The following is a 16,543-nucleotide window of genomic DNA, read 5'->3' on the forward strand; positions in this document are numbered from 1 at the left end:
GACAAAAAGGAGCTACAGGACTTGAACAGGAATACGAGAAACGCCGGGATCGGTATCTACATACTGGTTGGAATGATGCTGATCTTTCTGATCTTTGCCTTCCGTGACCGTTTCAATGGACGGAGCGATATTACGGAGCAGCAGCTCTCCCAGATGCTGGAGGACGGGGAGGTCTCCCATGTGGAGATCGTACAGAACGAGGAGGTGCCGACGGGTTCGCTTCTTGTGACGACGACAAAGAATGAAGTCCGCTCTGTGAATGTGACGGACGTCAATGCCGCAAAGGCCAGGCTCGAGAAGTATGATATCTCCATCACGACGGACGATGTGTCCCGCCGGGGAACTGTCTTTTCCTATATCTATCCGATTGGGATGATGGCCATCATGCTGGTCTTCTTCCTGATGATGCTCAGCCGCCAGAACGGAGGCGCCGGCACGACGATGACCAACTTCGGGAAAAGCCGTGCAAGGATCTTCATGCCGGACGCAAAGAAGGCGACATTTGCCGATGTAGCCGGGCTGGAGGAGGAAAAGGAAGATCTGGGAGAGATCGTGGAGTTCCTCCGGGAACCGCAGAAGTTCCTGAAACTCGGCGCGAGGATTCCCAAGGGCGTCCTGCTTGTCGGCCCTCCGGGGACCGGCAAGACGCTTCTGGCAAGAGCCGTGGCAGGAGAGGCGGGGGTTCCCTTCTTCTCCATTTCCGGGTCGGACTTTGTGGAGATGTTTGTCGGTGTCGGCGCATCCCGCGTCCGGGATCTGTTTACGGAAGCAAAGAAAAATCAGCCCTGCATCGTCTTCATCGACGAGATCGATGCAGTCGGACGCCGCAGGGGAACCGGCATGGGCGGCGGGCATGATGAGCGGGAGCAGACGCTCAACCAGCTGCTTGTGGAGATGGACGGATTCTCTGCCAATGAGGGGATCATCGTCATGGCAGCGACAAACCGGGTGGATATCCTGGATCCGGCGCTGCTGCGCGCGGGCCGCTTTGACCGCCAGGTGACGGTCGGAAGACCGGATGTGCGCGGCAGGGAGGAGATTCTGCGGGTTCATGCGAAGGACAAGCCGCTGGCGGACAATGTGGATCTGAAGACGGTCGCCCGCACAACGGTCGGCTTTACGGGAGCGGATCTCGAGAACCTGATGAACGAGTCCGCCATCCTGGCTGCGAAGGATGACCGGATGTACATTTCCCAGAAGGATATCAACCAGGCTTTTATCCGAATCGGCATCGGAGCGGAGAAGCACAGCAGGGTGATGTCCGAGGAGGACAGGCGGATCACGGCCTATCACGAATCCGGACACGCGATTCTGTTCCATGTGCTTCCGGGAGTCGGACCGGTGCATACGGTTTCGATCATTCCGACCGGGAGAGGTGCCGCCGGATATACGATGCCGCTTCCTGAGAAGGACGAGATGTACGAGACAAAGGGGCGGATGTTCCAGGAGATCGTGGTCAGTCTCGGAGGACGCGCGGCGGAGGAACTGGTCATCGGTGACGTGACGACAGGTGCGTCGGAGGATATCCGTCAGGCAACGCAGACTGCCCGTGCGATGGTTACAAAGTACGGTTTCTCGGAGAAGCTGGGACTGATCAACTACGAGCAGGAGGACAATGAGATCTTTATCGGAAGAGATCTTGGACATACCAGAGAGTACAGCGAGCGGATCGCCTCTCTGATCGATGAGGAAGTCCAGAAGCTGATTGACGCTGCCTATGAAAAGGCAAAGGAAATCATCTCCGGGCACAGGGACGTGCTGGACCGTTCCGCGGCGCTGCTGATGGAGAAGGAGAAGCTGAGCAGAGAAGAGTTCGAAGCACTCTTCGACTGACTTGGTGCAGTGTGCGGGCGGAAGGCGGAATTGAGGAGAAACAGGATCTGGGAAGAGGGCGGTGCCGGGTGCGCTGCCCTCTCTTGGGCGTGACGGAGCGGAAACGTTACCAGAGCGGACAGCGATCGACGATTAGGCGGCTGCCTGAGGCTGCCGGGAAGAGACAACAGCGTGACGGGAAAAACATACAGTGAGTCTTTGAAGTGTGCGAAATATGTGATGAACATGCTGCCTGTGCTGAACACAGACGCATTGTTTTCAGACCTGTCGGAGAATTACGTCACTCCGATGGAGCCGGATGCCGGCGATGAGGTGACGGTCAGAGTCCGGACGGCCAGGGCGAATGTCGACGAGGTCTGGCTTGTCAGCGGCGGAAAAAAATTGCGCATGCATCTGGAGAAAACAAAGGGGGAATTTGATTATTATAAAACCACTTTTGTAATGCCGGACCAGATGCTTCTGTACTATTTTGAGATCTGGAGCGGAAGGACGATGAGCTGTCTGCTGCGCTCCGGCGTGGCGGAAGCGCCGGACGAGCATTTCTTCTTCAGGGTCTGTCCGAATTTTCATACGCCTGCCTGGGCGAAGGGGGCGGTGATGTACCAGATTTTCACAGACAGGTTCTGCAACGGAAGTCCGGCAAACGACCCGCTTACGGACGAATACCGGTACATCGGACAGAATATCCGCCATGTGGATGACTGGAACAGACGTCCGGAGAGCATGGATGTCCGAAATTTCTATGGCGGCGATCTTGAAGGGGTGCGTCAGAAACTGGATTATCTGCAGAGTCTGGGGGTAGAGGTTCTCTATTTCAACCCGCTGTTTGTCTCACCCTCCAATCACAAGTATGATACACAGGATTACGAGCACATCGATCCGCATTTTACCGGGTTTGTGAAGGACGAAGGAGCGCTTCTGACCGACGGACGCACGGAGAACCGGGATGCGGAGCGCTATATCTGCCGGACGACAAGGAAAGAAAACCTGGAGGCGGCGGATGCGTACTTTGCGGATTTTGTACGCGAGGTACATGCCAGAGGCATGAAGGTCATCCTGGACGGTGTGTTCAACCACTGCGGATCCTTCAACCGCTGGCTTGACCGGGAACAGATCTATGAGCATTCCGGCGAATGGGAGAAGGGGGCTTACATCAGCGCAGACAGCCCGTACCGGCGGTACTTTCATTTTCAGAATGAGAATGCCTGGCCGTACAATGCCACATACGAGGGCTGGTGGAACCATGACACGCTTCCGAAGCTGAACTACGATGAGTCGCCGGAGCTGGTGGATGCGATTTTAAGGATTGCGGCGAAATGGGTCTCCCCGCCTTACTGCGCGGATGGATGGCGCCTTGATGTGGCCGCGGATCTCGGACATTCCGTGGAGTACAACCACCACTTCTGGAGGATGTTCCGGCAGGCTGTGCGGAAGGCCAATCCGGATGCGCTGATTCTGGCGGAGCACTATGGCTCTGCGTGGGACTGGCTGCTCGGGGATCAGTGGGACAGCATCATGAACTATGACGCGTTCATGGAACCGGTGAGCTGGTTCTTCACCGGGATGGAGAAGCACTCGGACGAATACCTGCCCGACCAGGTCGGCAATGCCGACAGCTTTTTCGGGGCGATGCGGTACCACACCTCCAATATGATGGAGCCTTCGCTGCTCACGGCGATGAACGAGCTCTCCAACCACGACCATTCCCGTTTTCTGACCCGGACGAACCACAAGGTCGGGAGGGTCGGCAGCTTCAACTATGATGCCGCCTCTGACGGCGTCAGCTGCGGCGTGATGCGGCAGGCGGTCCTTTGTCAGATGACCTGGCCCGGGGCGCCGACGATCTACTATGGAGATGAGGCCGGCGTCTGCGGCTTCACAGACCCGGACAACCGGAGAACGTATCCATGGGGAAATGAAAATCAGGAGATGATCGCCTACACAAGAGATGTCATTGCGATGAGGAGGGCGCATCCGGTACTGCGGACAGGGTCGCTGTGCTATCTGCACGGGGAGCGGAACTGCATCGCCTACGCCCGGTTTGACAGCCGCGAGACGGTGATCGTGATCTTCTCGATTCACCCGGAGAATATGATTGTGTCGCTTCCCGTCTGGCAGGCGGAGACGGCGATGGAGTGCAGCGTCAGGCGTGTATTTCAGACAGACGAGGAGGGCTACAGCCTCGAGGAGAAGGAGCTGGAGGTCAGCAGAGGAAGACTATCTCTGACCCTGGCACCGATGAGCGCGGAGGTGTTTGTTTATGAGAACCATGAAGGGTCTTACCATTGAACGGATTGAACAGGTCACGGGCGGTGTTCTCCATATGTCTGTCCTGACAAAGGCGGGCATCTTTGCAAACTTTGAGCGGGAAACGCTGTGGAAGGGAAGCCCGCGTGCCCGCTGGGGGTTCGGAGCGATGCTTCAGCGGGAGGTGTCGGATATCGTGACGGACAGCCGGAAGGCAGGGCCGGGCTCGCTCTTCGGGGCCATCCAGGGCGAACGGGTGGATGGACACAGGTTCATCGCGCAGGTCTTTGACCAGGGGGCGATCTGTGTGCTCTCCGAGCGTGATCTGACGAAGGAGGAGCTGATTTCCGACGCGGCGGTCCAGGCTGCCCAGACTGCGGAAACCGGTGTCTCGCAGATGTCGGAATGGAAGGAGAATCCGAAGGAAGCCAGGCGGGAACGGTTTGTGCAGTCGATCCAGGGAAGTCCGGAAGAGGAAACCGGTCTGCTGCATGTCGTAGTGGGGAACACGCCAGCGGGAGCGGGGACATCAGCTTCGGCGTCTGCCGGAGCAGGGAATCCGTCCGCAGCGATTGCGGGAGTGGAAAAGACAGCTGCGGCACCTGCTGGAGCAGGAAATCCTGCTGCAGCGTCCGGGGAGGGCCTGCCGGCAGGACTGGACAGCGCCGCAGGCGGCCTTGGCATCGCGCCGGACGGGACAATTCCGAGATTCTGGATCGAGGTGACGGACACGCAGGAAGCGCTCCGGAAGATTGCGGAAGAGTATCTGAAAATCCTGGGCACGCCGGTCGTGGGGATCACCGGGTCGGTCGGCAAGACAAGCACCAAGGAAATGATTGCCTCTGTGCTTCAGACGCATTACAGGACATTGAAGACGGAGGGCAACTTCAACAATGGTCTGGGGCTTCCGCTCACCGTCTTCCATCTTCGGGAGGAGCATGAAATCGCCGTGCTGGAGATGGGCGTCAGTCATTTCGGGGACATGGACCAGCTGGCTCAGATCGCCCGGCCGGACACGATGGTGATCACGAATATCGGAACCTGTCATCTGGAGTTTCTGAGGGACCGGGACGGCATCATGCGGGCAAAGACCGAAGTGTTCCGGTACATGAAGCCGTCAGGACATGTCATCCTGAATGGAAATGATGACAAGCTGCGCACCATCCAGGAAGTAAACGGGAGTAAGCCGTTTTGGTTTGGAGTCTCTTCCGACACAGAAGGGGCCGGGGACCTGTGTGTCGGGGAGAAGATGGACTATCCGGGAAATCTTCCGGCATCCGGCCTTGTCTGCGCGGCCGATATCAGACCGCTTGGCTTCGAGGGGACACACTGCACGATCCGGACACCGAAGGGCAGCTTCGAGGTGAAGGTCCCTGTTCCGGGACTTCACAATGTCTCGAATGCTGCTGCTGCCGCAGCGGTCGGCCTGGTCTGCGGTCTGTCCCTTGAGGAGATCCGGAAAGGAATCGAGTCGGCGGAGACGATCTCCGGCAGGTTCCGCATCCTGAAGACGGAAGACAGCACCGTGATCGATGACTGCTACAACGCCAATCCGGTGTCGATGAAATCCTCCCTTTCGGTCCTCGCAGGCGGGAAGCCGGAGAAGGGCCGCCGCGTCGCCATTCTTGGCGATATGGGGGAGCTGGGGGAGGATGAAGCCGCCCTCCACGAAGAGGTCGGCGCGTATGCGGCCGGCTGCTGTGACCGCCTGATCGCGGTCGGAGCGCTCTCACGCGGGCTCTATGAGGAGGCGCTTAAGAAAAAGCCGGCGCTTTCGGCCGTCTGGTACCCGGATGTGGACAGTTTCCTTGAAAAGAAGGATGAGGAAGTGAAGAAGGGCGATGTGGTGCTTGTGAAGGCCAGCCACTTTATGGGATTCTCCAGAATTGTGGAGGCACTGGCAAAGTCCGCCAGGGGCTGAATCTCTGAAAGGGGCTGAATCTCTGAAAGGGGCCGTCTCCTGACGGGCCGTCTGACCATCGGAGAGGCCGGCGGACATCGTCTGGGGCTTGAAAGGAAGAAGAGGAGACATACTTGTATATCGTGGCAGGGCTCGGCAATCCGGGCGGAAAATATGAACATACCCGTCACAACTGCGGGTTCGAGGTGATTGACATCCTGGCGGAGCGGTACCGGATCGAGGTCGGCGACAGAAAATTCAAGGCGCTCTGCGGCAATGGGCTCATCGAGGGTCAGAAGGTGCTCCTGATGAAGCCGCAGACCTTCATGAACCTCTCTGGAGAGGCCGTGCAGCAGGCGGTGGCTTTTTACAAGGCGGATCCGGCCAGCCAGCTGATTGTGCTGTACGATGACATCAGCCTTGAGCCGGGCACCATCCGGATCCGGGAGAAGGGATCGGCCGGCGGGCACAACGGCATCAAGAACATCATCCAGATGCTGGGAGATGATCATTTTCTGCGGATCAAGATCGGCACAGGCGGCAAGCCGGAGGGCTGGGATCTGGCGGACTATGTGCTGGGACGCTTTCCTTCCTCCGTTCAGGTGACGATGACAGAGGCCTTCGAGCGCGCATCGCGCGCGGCGGCGGCGCTGATGACGGAGCCTGCGGAGAGGGTGATGAGCGAGTATAACCGGAAGGTTTCGATATGATGAAGGCACTTTACGCCCCGATGCTGGAGCTGGAGCAGTTCCGGCGGCTTCGGGACGATCTGAAAAAAACAGCCGGCATGCATCTGGTTTCCGGCTGCATTGATTCCCAGAAGACCCATCTGATCGCATGTCTGTCGCAGGACTATCCGGTCTCGATGATCATCGCATCCAATGATCTGCGGGCGAGGGAGATCTACGAGAATTACCAGCTGTTCAGCAGCCATGTTCTGCTGTACCCGGCAAGGGATGTCCTGTTTTTCCAGGCGGATGTTCAGAGTATGCAGCTGACAACGGAGAGAGTCAGGGTCATGAAGGCCCTGGCTTCTTCGTCGTCTGAGGATTCCGGGGGAAACGGACTCACGGTGATCGTCACGCTTCCGGCGCTGATGAGCCACTGCATGCCGGCGGAGCGCTGGGTGGATGCGATCCGGTCCTTCAGCGAGGGAGACGAGATCAGCCTGACAGAGGAGCAGCAGGAGCTGTCAAGAATCGGCTATGAAAAATGCGAGGAGGTGCAGCAGCCCGGACAGTATGCGGTCAGGGGCGGCATTCTTGATATCTATCCGCTGACGGAGGAGAATCCTGTCCGGATCGAGCTGTGGGGAGATGAGATCGACTCAATCCGAAGCTTCGACGCGCAGTCGCAGCGGACGATCGACAACATTGCCTCTGTCTATGTGTATCCGGCGGCCGAGTTCGTGACGACGGACGAGATTACCCGTGAGGGCCTTCTGCGGCTTTCAAAGGAGACGGCAAAGGTTTCAAAGAAGTTCCGTGACCGGCACATGAGCGAGGAGGCCTTCCGGGTGTCCGAAATCCTGAACGTGGCGAAGGAACGCCTCGAGGACTTCGGCGACACGACGGTCATGGAAGGGTTCTGCGATTACTTTTATCCGGATGCTGTGTCGCTGCTTGATTATTTCCCCGCAAACACGCCGGTCTTCATCGATGAGCCGGCGAAGGCGGAGGAGAGCGCGAAGGAGACGGAGGCGGAATTTCAGGACAGCATCACGCACCGGATGGAAAAAGGGTATGCGGTGCCGGGGCAGGCAGACATTCTGTTTACGCCCAAGCAGATCATCAGCCGCCTCTCTGAGCGCCATCTGTGCGGACTCAGCATCACGACAGGTGGGAAAAATGGATTTCCGGATGGTGAAAAATATGATATTTCCGCCGCCGGGACCGGAAGCTACAACAGCGATTTTTCGATGCTGATCAAGGATCTGGAGCATTATCGCAAAAACCGCTGGCGGGTTGTGCTGCTGTCGGCTTCCAGAACGAGGGGAAAGCGCCTGGCACAGGACATCACCGGGCGGGACATTCCGGCATTCTATTCGGAGGACACAGACAGGGAGCTGAAGGGCGGTGAGATCATGATCACCGCGGGGGCCTCCCACCGGGGATATGAGTACCCGATGCTGAAATTCGCCGTCCTGTCCGAGAGCGATATCTTCGGGACTCAGAACCGCAAGCCGGCGCGGAAAAAGAAGTATCAGGGAAAGACCATCGCGTCGTTCACGGATCTTCATCCGGGCGACTATGTGGTCCATGAGAACCATGGCATCGGCGTCTATCGGGGTGTCGAGAAGGTTACGGTGGACGGCGTCCAGAAGGATTACATGAAGATCGAGTACGCCGGCGGGTCGAACCTCTATGTCCTGGCGACGCAGCTCGACATGATCCAGAAGTATGCGGATGCGGACAGCAAGGCGCCGAAGATCTCAAAGCTTGGCGGGACGGAGTGGACCCGGACCAAGGGACGTGTGAAGGCAGCGGTCGAGGAGGTCGCGCAGGAGCTGGTCGACCTGTACGCGGTCCGACAGAATCAGAAGGGCCATTCATTTCCGCCGGACAACGAATGGCAGCATGAATTCGAGGAGCTGTTTCCATATGAGGAGACGCAGGATCAGCTGCAGGCGATTGCGGACACCAAGAAAGACATGGAGTCGGACAAGATCATGGATCGGCTTGTCTGCGGGGACGTCGGTTACGGCAAGACGGAGATTGCGATCCGTGCCGCATTCAAAGCCGTGCAGGATGGAAAACAGGTTGCCTACCTGGTGCCGACAACCATCCTGGCGCAGCAGCACTACAATACCTTCACGCAGCGCATGAAGGATTATCCGGTCAATGTCGGGCTTCTCTGCCGCTTCCGCTCGAAGTCTGAGCAGGCGCAGACAATCCGGGATCTGAAGGAGGGCGTGTGCGACATTGTCATCGGGACGCACCGGCTTCTGTCGAAGGATGTGCAGTTTCACAGCCTTGGTCTCCTCGTCATCGACGAGGAGCAGCGCTTCGGCGTGACGCACAAAGAGAAGATCAAGGAAATGAAAAAGAATGTCGATGTCCTGACGCTGACGGCGACGCCGATCCCGCGTACGCTGCACATGAGTCTGGTCGGCATCCGCGACATGAGCGTGCTGGAGGAAGCGCCGCAGGACAGACTGCCGGTTCAGACATTTGTCATGGAGTACAGCGAGGAGACCATCCGCGAGGCAATCTCAAGGGAAATGGCGCGCGGGGGACAGGTTTACCTGGTTTACAATCATGTATCGACAATATCCGATATGGCGAAACGCGTGCAGGATATGGTGCCGTCGGCGCGTGTCTCCTACGCGCACGGGCGCATGAACGCGGAGCAGATCGAGGACATCATGTATGACTTCGTGAACGGGGATGTGGATGTGCTGGTCACGACGACCATCATCGAGACCGGACTCGACATCGCGAATGTCAACACGATCATCATCTGCGACGCGGACCGCATGGGGCTTTCGCAGCTTTATCAGCTGCGCGGAAGAGTCGGGCGGTCGAACCGGACGGCCTATGCGTTCCTGATGTACCGCAGGAACAAGCTTCTGAAGGAAACGGCTGAAAAGCGGCTCTCGGCTATCCGGGAGTACACAGAGCTGGGATCCGGCTTCCGCATCGCGATGCGGGATCTGGAGATCCGGGGCGCCGGCAACATGCTCGGCAAGGCGCAGAGCGGACACATGGCGGAGGTCGGGTACGACCTCTACTGCAAGCTGCTGAACGAGTCGGTCATGGCGCTGAAGGGAGAGAATACCGAATCGACAGAATTCGATACATCCATTGACCTCGACGTCGATGCCTTCATTCCGCCCGCCTATGTGCCGAACGAGGTGCAGAAGCTGAACCTCTACAAGCGGATCGCCTCGATCAGCACACAGGATGAATATGAGGACATGCTGGACGAGCTGATGGACCGGTTCGGAGAGCCTCCGAAAAGTGTCCAGAGCCTTCTGGCAATTGCCCTGCTCAAGGCGCGGGCACACGCGCTGGGCATCACGGAGCTGACGCAGAAGGATGATGAGATCCATCTGGTCTTCTATGAGAAGGCGAAGATCAGTCCGGACAAGGTCGGCGGCTTTCTGAAAAACAGCCGGGGACGGTTCCGCTTTGTGGTTGGCAAAAAACCGTATTTCGCCTGCCAGCTGGCAAAGAAAAACGGGAAGCGGGAGGATGTCCTTCAGGCTGCAGGCCGGATGCTGACGGAAGTGAAGGACGGGATGCTCGACCTGCCGCTGTGACCGGGGAGACAGCCGCGCCTCCTCCTTCGAAACGGTTGCAGACCGAATATGGATTCGGTATAATTAACAGGTTCTTATCAAAGTTTAAATACCACCGGCTGATGAGGGTGGAGGACCCCGGGGAAAGGGAAGCCTCCATGTGTATGGGATGTGTTTTCCGCCGGCGGGATAGAGATCTGGAGGATTCAGAGCCATGGAAAAATTGGGGAAAAAGGGACTGGCGCTTCTGCTCTGTGCCGGTCTGGGTGCATCGATGCTGACCGGCTGCGGGAAGAAGGCAGAGGCAGCCGCGATGTTCACATATAACGGGGAAGCGGTCGACAACAACGTTGCCACCTTCCTGTTCAGACTGCAGGAAGCTTCATTTGATACCTCATACGGCAACATGTTTGCCCAGTATTACGGAAGCGCGAATGTCTGGGACATGGATCTGACCGGCCAGGGCTCGACCTACGGGGAAACCTTCAAGGATGAGTTCAAGAAGACCATGGAACGGCTTCTGGTGGCGCAGGATCACGCGGCGGATTACAAGATCACGCTGAGCGATGCGGAAGAGAAGAGCATCGCGGACGCGGCGGACAAGTTCATCGCCGCAAACAGCGAAAAGACGCTGGAGGATATGTCTGCGACAAGGGACGTCGTGATCAAGGCGCTTGAGATGAAGACGATCCAGAAGAAGGTCGAGGACGAGGTCGGCAAGACAGCCGATACGGAGGTGAGCGACGAGGAAGCCGCACAGAGGAAGGTTTCCTACATCAGTTACACACCGACGACGGAGACTGAGAGCGAATCGGAGGGACTTTCCGAGGCCGGGACAGAGGCGGATGTCCAGAATACAACCGAGGCGGATTCCGCCGTCACGCCGACCGCATCCGAGGCAGAGACGGCAGTCGAGACGGAGAAGTCCGAGAAGACGAAGTCAGCGGCATCTGAGACGGAGGCGAAGGCTGCGGAGGCTTCGACAGAAGCAGGAGCAACCGAGGCGCTGACAGAGAGCGAGACGGAGACCGAGAGCCCCGAGATGCAGGCAGCCCGCAGGAAGTACAAGGCGATGGCCGAGGAGGAGCTGGAGAAGATCAAAAAATCCGGCAGGGAGTTCTCCGAGTATGTGGATGAGATCTCCAAGGAGAAGACTGCAGGTGTCACGGCTTCCTCGATGACGTTCGGAAAGGATGATTCCTATCCGGCGTCCGAGATCATCAAGGCAACGAACGATCTGGAGGACAATACGCTGGTCGATCATCTTGTCGAGGCGAACAACAGCTACTACATCCTCTATGTAAACGAGAAGCTCGACAAGGACGCGACCGAGGCAAAGAAGAAGCAGATCATCGAAGAGCGCAGGCAGAAAGCGGTGGATGATCAGTATACGGAGTGGGAGAAGGACGTGAAGTTTGAGACGGACAGTGATGCGTTCGGAAAGCTGACCTTCGACCGCGCGTACACGGCTCCGGCTTCGGCGGAAACAGAGGCAGCTGCTGCGGGTACCGAGTCAGCCGGAACAGAAGGCTACGGAACGGAAGCCGGAGCGGTTCAGGAAGCCGGAGCGGAGACAGGCCAGACGGAAACAGCTGCAGCGGAAGCCGCGGGAAACTGAGAAATCAAAACCAGACGATGGACATGAGGGGCGAGGCATGAAACTACTGGAAGAACGCATCAGAAAAGACGGAGTCGTGAAACCGGGGAATATCCTGAAGGTGGACAGCTTTCTGAACCACCAGATGGACGTGGAGCTGTTCAACAAGATGGGAGAGGAGTTCAGGCGTCTCTATGCGGATACGCCGATCACCAAGATTCTGACAATTGAGGCATCGGGAATCGGAATCGCCTGCATCGCGGCGCAGCACTTCCACGTACCCGTCGTGTTCGCCAAGAAGTCTCAGAGCGTGAATCTGGACGGTGAGATGTACACAGCGAAGATTGAGTCCTTCACGCACAAGAGGACGTACGATGTCATTGTCGCAAAAAAGTTCATCAGTCCGGATGACCACATCCTGATCATCGATGACTTCCTTGCCAACGGGTGTGCCTGCCTTGGACTGATCGATATCATCCGGAGTGCCGGCGCGACGGTGGAGGGAGTCGGAATCGCGATTGAGAAGGGCTTCCAGAAGGGCGGCGAGCTGATCCGGAAGCAGGGCATCCGCGTGGAATCCCTGGCGATCATCGAGAGCATGGACGATAAAACCGGAGAGATCACGTTCCGGAATTGAGAATAAGGAATTTGAACGGTGAAGAGTCAGCCTTCAGGTAAAACCTGGGGGCTGACTTTTTTTGTGAAGGCGACCGTCCGTCGTCACCGTCAGAATTTGTACTGGATGAATCTGTACATATTTGTACAATAAAAGTAAATTAATATTTATTTCCTGATAGAATTAATCGAAATAAACAAATATACAGGAAGAATATGAATGATGGTTGGCGTAATGTACAACAGAAACTGAAAGATGCATTGACTTGCTCATATGAGAGTGGTATAGTTGTGCACACAGGAGTGGTATGAACATGTACACAAGCCGCTTCAACACAACATCTTATAAAGGAGGGTATTTACTATGAACAAGAAGATCTGGGCAGGCGTGTTTGCCGCAACCATGCTGTTCTCGATGAGCGGATATGCGATGGCCGGAGAGACAGAGGCTTCGACGGAGGCTTACACTGAGGAAGACCAGACGAAGATCATGGTCGACACAACCCAGTATAAGAAGGACAGACCGGATGGCGGTTATACATTTGCGTATACCTGCATGGATGGATCCAATCCGTTCTTTGTCACGATCCAGAAGGAGATCGAGAAGAAGCTGAAGGAGAACGGTGACAACCTGATCACTTCTGATCCGGCGAATGATGTCACGCTTCAGATTTCCCAGATGGAAGACGCAATTTCCCAGAAGCCGGACGGATACTTCGTCAACCCGGCAGAGGCGGAAGGAATTGTCCCGGCGCTGGACGAAGTGAAGGCAGCGGGGATCCCGATGGTCAACTTCGATACCGAGGTTGCCGACATGAAGGATTATGTTGTTTCCTACACAGGCTCAGATAACTACAATGCCGGCAAGGTCTGCGGCGATGATCTCGTCAAGCAGTGCCCGGATGGCGGCGACATCATCGTGCTTGACTGCCCGGAGATGAACTCCATCACGGACAGAACGAAGGGCTTCCTCGATGCAATCGACGGCCATGGATTCAACATCGTGGCACAGCAGGATGCGAAGGGCAATCTGCAGGAATCACAGAAGATCTCTGATGACCTCCTTCAGGCTCATCCGGATGTCGTCGCAATCTTCGGCGGAAATGACCCGACGGCCCTTGGCGCACTGGCATCTGCAGAGGGCGCAGGCCTCAAGAAGGTTCTGATCTATGGTGTTGACGGATCTCCTGATTTCAAGGCAGAGATGTCCAAGAAAGGTTCCCTGCTCCGTGCTACCGGTGCTCAGTCCCCGATTTCCATCGCTGACAAGGCTGTTGAGATCATGTATGACATCATGGCAGGCAAGGAAGTTCAGTTCAGATATCCGGTTGATACATTCCTGATCAGCCCTGAGAACGTTGCTGATTATGGCACGGATGGATGGCAGTAATGACGGGATTCCGAAAAGCAGGCAGCTGCAGAAAGGCAGGATCCTGAATCGTACTGTAAACATGCGGTGATGACAAGACCCGCTGCCGCTGGGCAGCGGGCCTTGTTGGGTCTGGTATCCTGTCAGAATGTAAAGACTGCTCTCCGGCGACAGTCCGGGGAACACAGAAAGGAAGGTGGCGGAATTGGCTGAAGAGAAAATCCTGCTGCAGATGAAACATATCACAAAAACATTCCCGGGTGTCAAGGCGCTCTCTGATGTCAGCCTTGAGGTAAAAGCTGGAGAGGTACATGCATTACTCGGTGAAAATGGTGCCGGAAAGTCCACTTTGATTAAGGTGCTTGGAGGCATCTATCATGCGGACAGCGGAGAAATCTACATTAACGGAGAAAAGAAGGAAATCAACAGTGTTCCGGATGCAGAGAAGAGCGGAATTGCCATCATCCATCAGGAACTGGTGCTTGTTCCTTACATGACAGTTGCGGAAAACATATTCCTCGGAAGAGAGATCATGAAGGGGAAATTTGTCAACCGGAAGGAGATGGAGAAGAGGGCGCAGGCACTTCTTGACGAGTACCATATGCATGTCAGCGCCTCCGATCTTCTGGTGAATCTGACCATCGCACAGCAGCAGATGGTTGAAATCGTGAAAGCGGTATCGACAGATTCAAAGATCATTGTCATGGACGAACCGACTTCCTCCATCTCGGACAATGAGGTCGAGCAGCTCTTCGGCATCATCCGGGACCTGACATCAAGAGGGGTTGGAATTATCTACATTTCCCATAAGATGAGTGAGCTGCAGCAGATCTGTGACAGAGTCACGGTCATGCGGGACGGCACGAAGGTTGGCACAAAGGAAGTAAAGACAACCTCAAACGACGAGCTGATTGCCATGATGGTTGGACGTACGCTGACCAGCTATTATACGAGAGACTTCCAGACGGGCGGAGATGTGATTTTAAGAGCAGAGCATATCTCGGACGGAGATATGGCGAAGGATGTCACGTTTGAGGCGCGGAAGGGAGAAATCCTGGGCTTTGCCGGACTTGTCGGGGCCGGGAGAAGCGAGGCGATGAAGGTGATTTTCGGACTTGGAAAGCACCGCAGCGGCAAGGTTTACCTCGATGGGAAAGAGGTGAAGATCAGTTCTCCGGTCGATGCGATGAAGAACGGGATTGCGCTTGTGCCGGAGGACCGGAAACTCGATGGACTGTATATGGTCCAGAATATCGCCTACAATACGACGATTGAGGTTCTGGAGACTTTCATGCATGGAATGAATGTCGATCAGAAGAAGGAAGAGGAGATTACACAGAAGTATATTGATATGCTTTCTATCAAAACGCCTTCGCAGGAGCAGAAGGTCGGGAATCTTTCAGGCGGAAATCAACAGAAGGTTATGATTGCAAGATGGCTGGCGACCAATCCGAAGATTCTGATTCTGGATGAGCCTACCAGAGGAGTCGATGTAGGTGCGAAGGCGGAAATCTATGCAATCATGAACGAACTGACAAAACACGGACTCACCATTCTGATGATCTCATCAGAACTTCCTGAGATTATCAATATGAGTGATCGTGTATACGTATTTTCAGAAGGGGTTGTCACAGGCTGTCTGGATCATTCAGAGGTCAGTCAGGAAGCCATCATGAAACTGGCAGCTTCGTGAGACGCGTCTTTGGATGCGCCGAACTTACAGCTTCCTGCAGGGGAGCCCAAATACCTGTGATGAAGGAGGATCCTAAATCATGTCCAAGAATATTAAAACCTATTTCCATGAGAATGCGGGCATACTGGCGGCTCTGGTTGCCCTGTGCATCCTGCTGGCAATTCTGCCTGCAACAAGCAAATCATTTGTCTCGACAAGAAATTTCTTTAACGTGTTGAGGCAGGTATCCACAAATATGTTTCTTGCCTGTGGTATGACGATGGTCATCATCCTTGGCGGAATCGATCTGTCAGTCGGTTCCATCATCGCCCTGGCAGGCTGCGTGGAAGCGGGAATGGTCGTACACCTGAACATGCCCCTTCCGCTGGCAATTCTTATCGCGCTTGCCATCGGTCTTGGTGTCGGCATGTTTAACGGCTATGTTGTCTCTACAACAACAATTCCGGCGTTCATCGTGACCCTGGCAACGATGAATATCTGCCGTGGACTTGCGTATGTTTATACAGGCGGATCTCCGGTCCGTGTCATGACAGACGCATGGAAGTTCATCGGCGCCGGTTATATCGGTCCGTTCCCGACACCCGTCATCATCATGATTGCCATTCTGATCATCACCGCAATCATCATGAACAAGACAAAGCTCGGACGTCATATCTATGCAGTCGGCGGCAATGCGCAGGCAGCAGAGTATTCCGGAATCAACGTCCGCAAGGTGAAGTTTCTTGTACATTCTTATTCCGGACTGATGGCAGGTCTCGCGGGCGTTGTCCTGGCATCCCGCATGTACTCTGGTCAGCCGACCGCAGGAGACGGCGCGGAGATGGATGCGATCGCGGCAACCGTTGTAGGCGGAACCTCCATGGCCGGTGGTTCCGGAAAGATTGGCGGAACAATCATTGGTGCACTGATCATCGGTGTTCTGAACAATGGTCTGAATCTGATGAATGTCAACTCGTTCTGGCAGTATGTTGTGAAGGGTGTTGTCATCCTCGGCGCTGTCTATGTAGACTTCCTCAGAAACAAGAACAAAAAGTGATTGAGGGGCTCAG

Annotated in this window: 10 protein-coding genes; all 10 read left to right on the plus strand. The window is 55.9% G+C overall.

Annotated features, from left to right (window positions below):
• The first annotated feature begins 21 nt into the window (after positions 1–21).
• The 10 genes from ftsH (at position 22) to ACTQ1N_RS02560 (ending at position 16,530) form a co-directional block, all read left to right on the plus strand.
• Positions 22–1,833, plus strand: a complete 1,812-nt coding sequence (gene ftsH / locus ACTQ1N_RS02515) for an ATP-dependent zinc metalloprotease FtsH (RefSeq protein WP_441954299.1) — start codon at positions 22–24, stop codon at positions 1,831–1,833.
• Between the two features lie 219 nt (positions 1,834–2,052).
• Positions 2,053–4,122, plus strand: a complete 2,070-nt coding sequence (locus ACTQ1N_RS02520; protein WP_441954487.1) for an alpha-glycosidase — start codon at positions 2,053–2,055, stop codon at positions 4,120–4,122.
• On the plus strand, positions 4,094–6,001 hold the full coding sequence (locus ACTQ1N_RS02525) for a UDP-N-acetylmuramoyl-tripeptide--D-alanyl-D-alanine ligase (protein ID WP_441954301.1): 1,908 nt from the start codon (positions 4,094–4,096) through the stop codon (positions 5,999–6,001). Before ACTQ1N_RS02520 ends, ACTQ1N_RS02525 begins: the two co-directional genes overlap by 29 nt.
• Before the next feature lie 113 nt (positions 6,002–6,114).
• Positions 6,115–6,690, plus strand: a complete 576-nt coding sequence (gene pth / locus ACTQ1N_RS02530; protein WP_441954303.1) for an aminoacyl-tRNA hydrolase — start codon at positions 6,115–6,117, stop codon at positions 6,688–6,690.
• Positions 6,687–10,241 (plus strand): transcription-repair coupling factor, encoded by a 3,555-nt coding sequence (gene mfd / locus ACTQ1N_RS02535; RefSeq protein ID WP_441954305.1) that lies wholly within the window; start codon positions 6,687–6,689, stop codon positions 10,239–10,241. The genes pth and mfd overlap by 4 nt, the downstream gene beginning before the upstream one ends.
• A gap of 193 nt (positions 10,242–10,434) precedes the next feature.
• Positions 10,435–11,838 carry a hypothetical protein gene (locus ACTQ1N_RS02540; RefSeq protein ID WP_441954307.1) on the plus strand — a complete coding sequence of 468 codons (1,404 nt, stop codon included), beginning with the start codon at positions 10,435–10,437 and terminating at the stop codon, positions 11,836–11,838.
• Positions 11,839–11,875: 37 nt separating this feature from the next.
• Positions 11,876–12,454 carry a xanthine phosphoribosyltransferase gene (locus ACTQ1N_RS02545; protein WP_441954309.1) on the plus strand — a complete coding sequence of 193 codons (579 nt, stop codon included), beginning with the start codon at positions 11,876–11,878 and terminating at the stop codon, positions 12,452–12,454.
• A 342-nt stretch (positions 12,455–12,796) separates the two neighbouring features.
• Positions 12,797–13,822, plus strand: a complete 1,026-nt coding sequence (locus tag ACTQ1N_RS02550; RefSeq protein WP_441954311.1) for a sugar ABC transporter substrate-binding protein — start codon at positions 12,797–12,799, stop codon at positions 13,820–13,822.
• Between the two features lie 211 nt (positions 13,823–14,033).
• The gene (locus tag ACTQ1N_RS02555; protein WP_441954489.1) at positions 14,034–15,494 is read left to right on the plus strand and encodes a sugar ABC transporter ATP-binding protein; all 1,461 of its coding nucleotides are present in this window, start codon (positions 14,034–14,036) and stop codon (positions 15,492–15,494) included.
• A 79-nt stretch (positions 15,495–15,573) separates the two neighbouring features.
• Positions 15,574–16,530: an ABC transporter permease gene (locus ACTQ1N_RS02560; protein WP_441954313.1), complete on the plus strand. Its 957-nt coding sequence runs from the start codon at positions 15,574–15,576 to the stop codon at positions 16,528–16,530.
• Positions 16,531–16,543 lie beyond the last annotated feature (13 nt).

This window comes from Porcincola sp. LCP21S3_C12 (genome assembly GCF_052118625.1).
In the GTDB taxonomy this organism is placed as follows: Bacteria; Bacillota; Clostridia; order Lachnospirales; family Lachnospiraceae; genus Porcincola.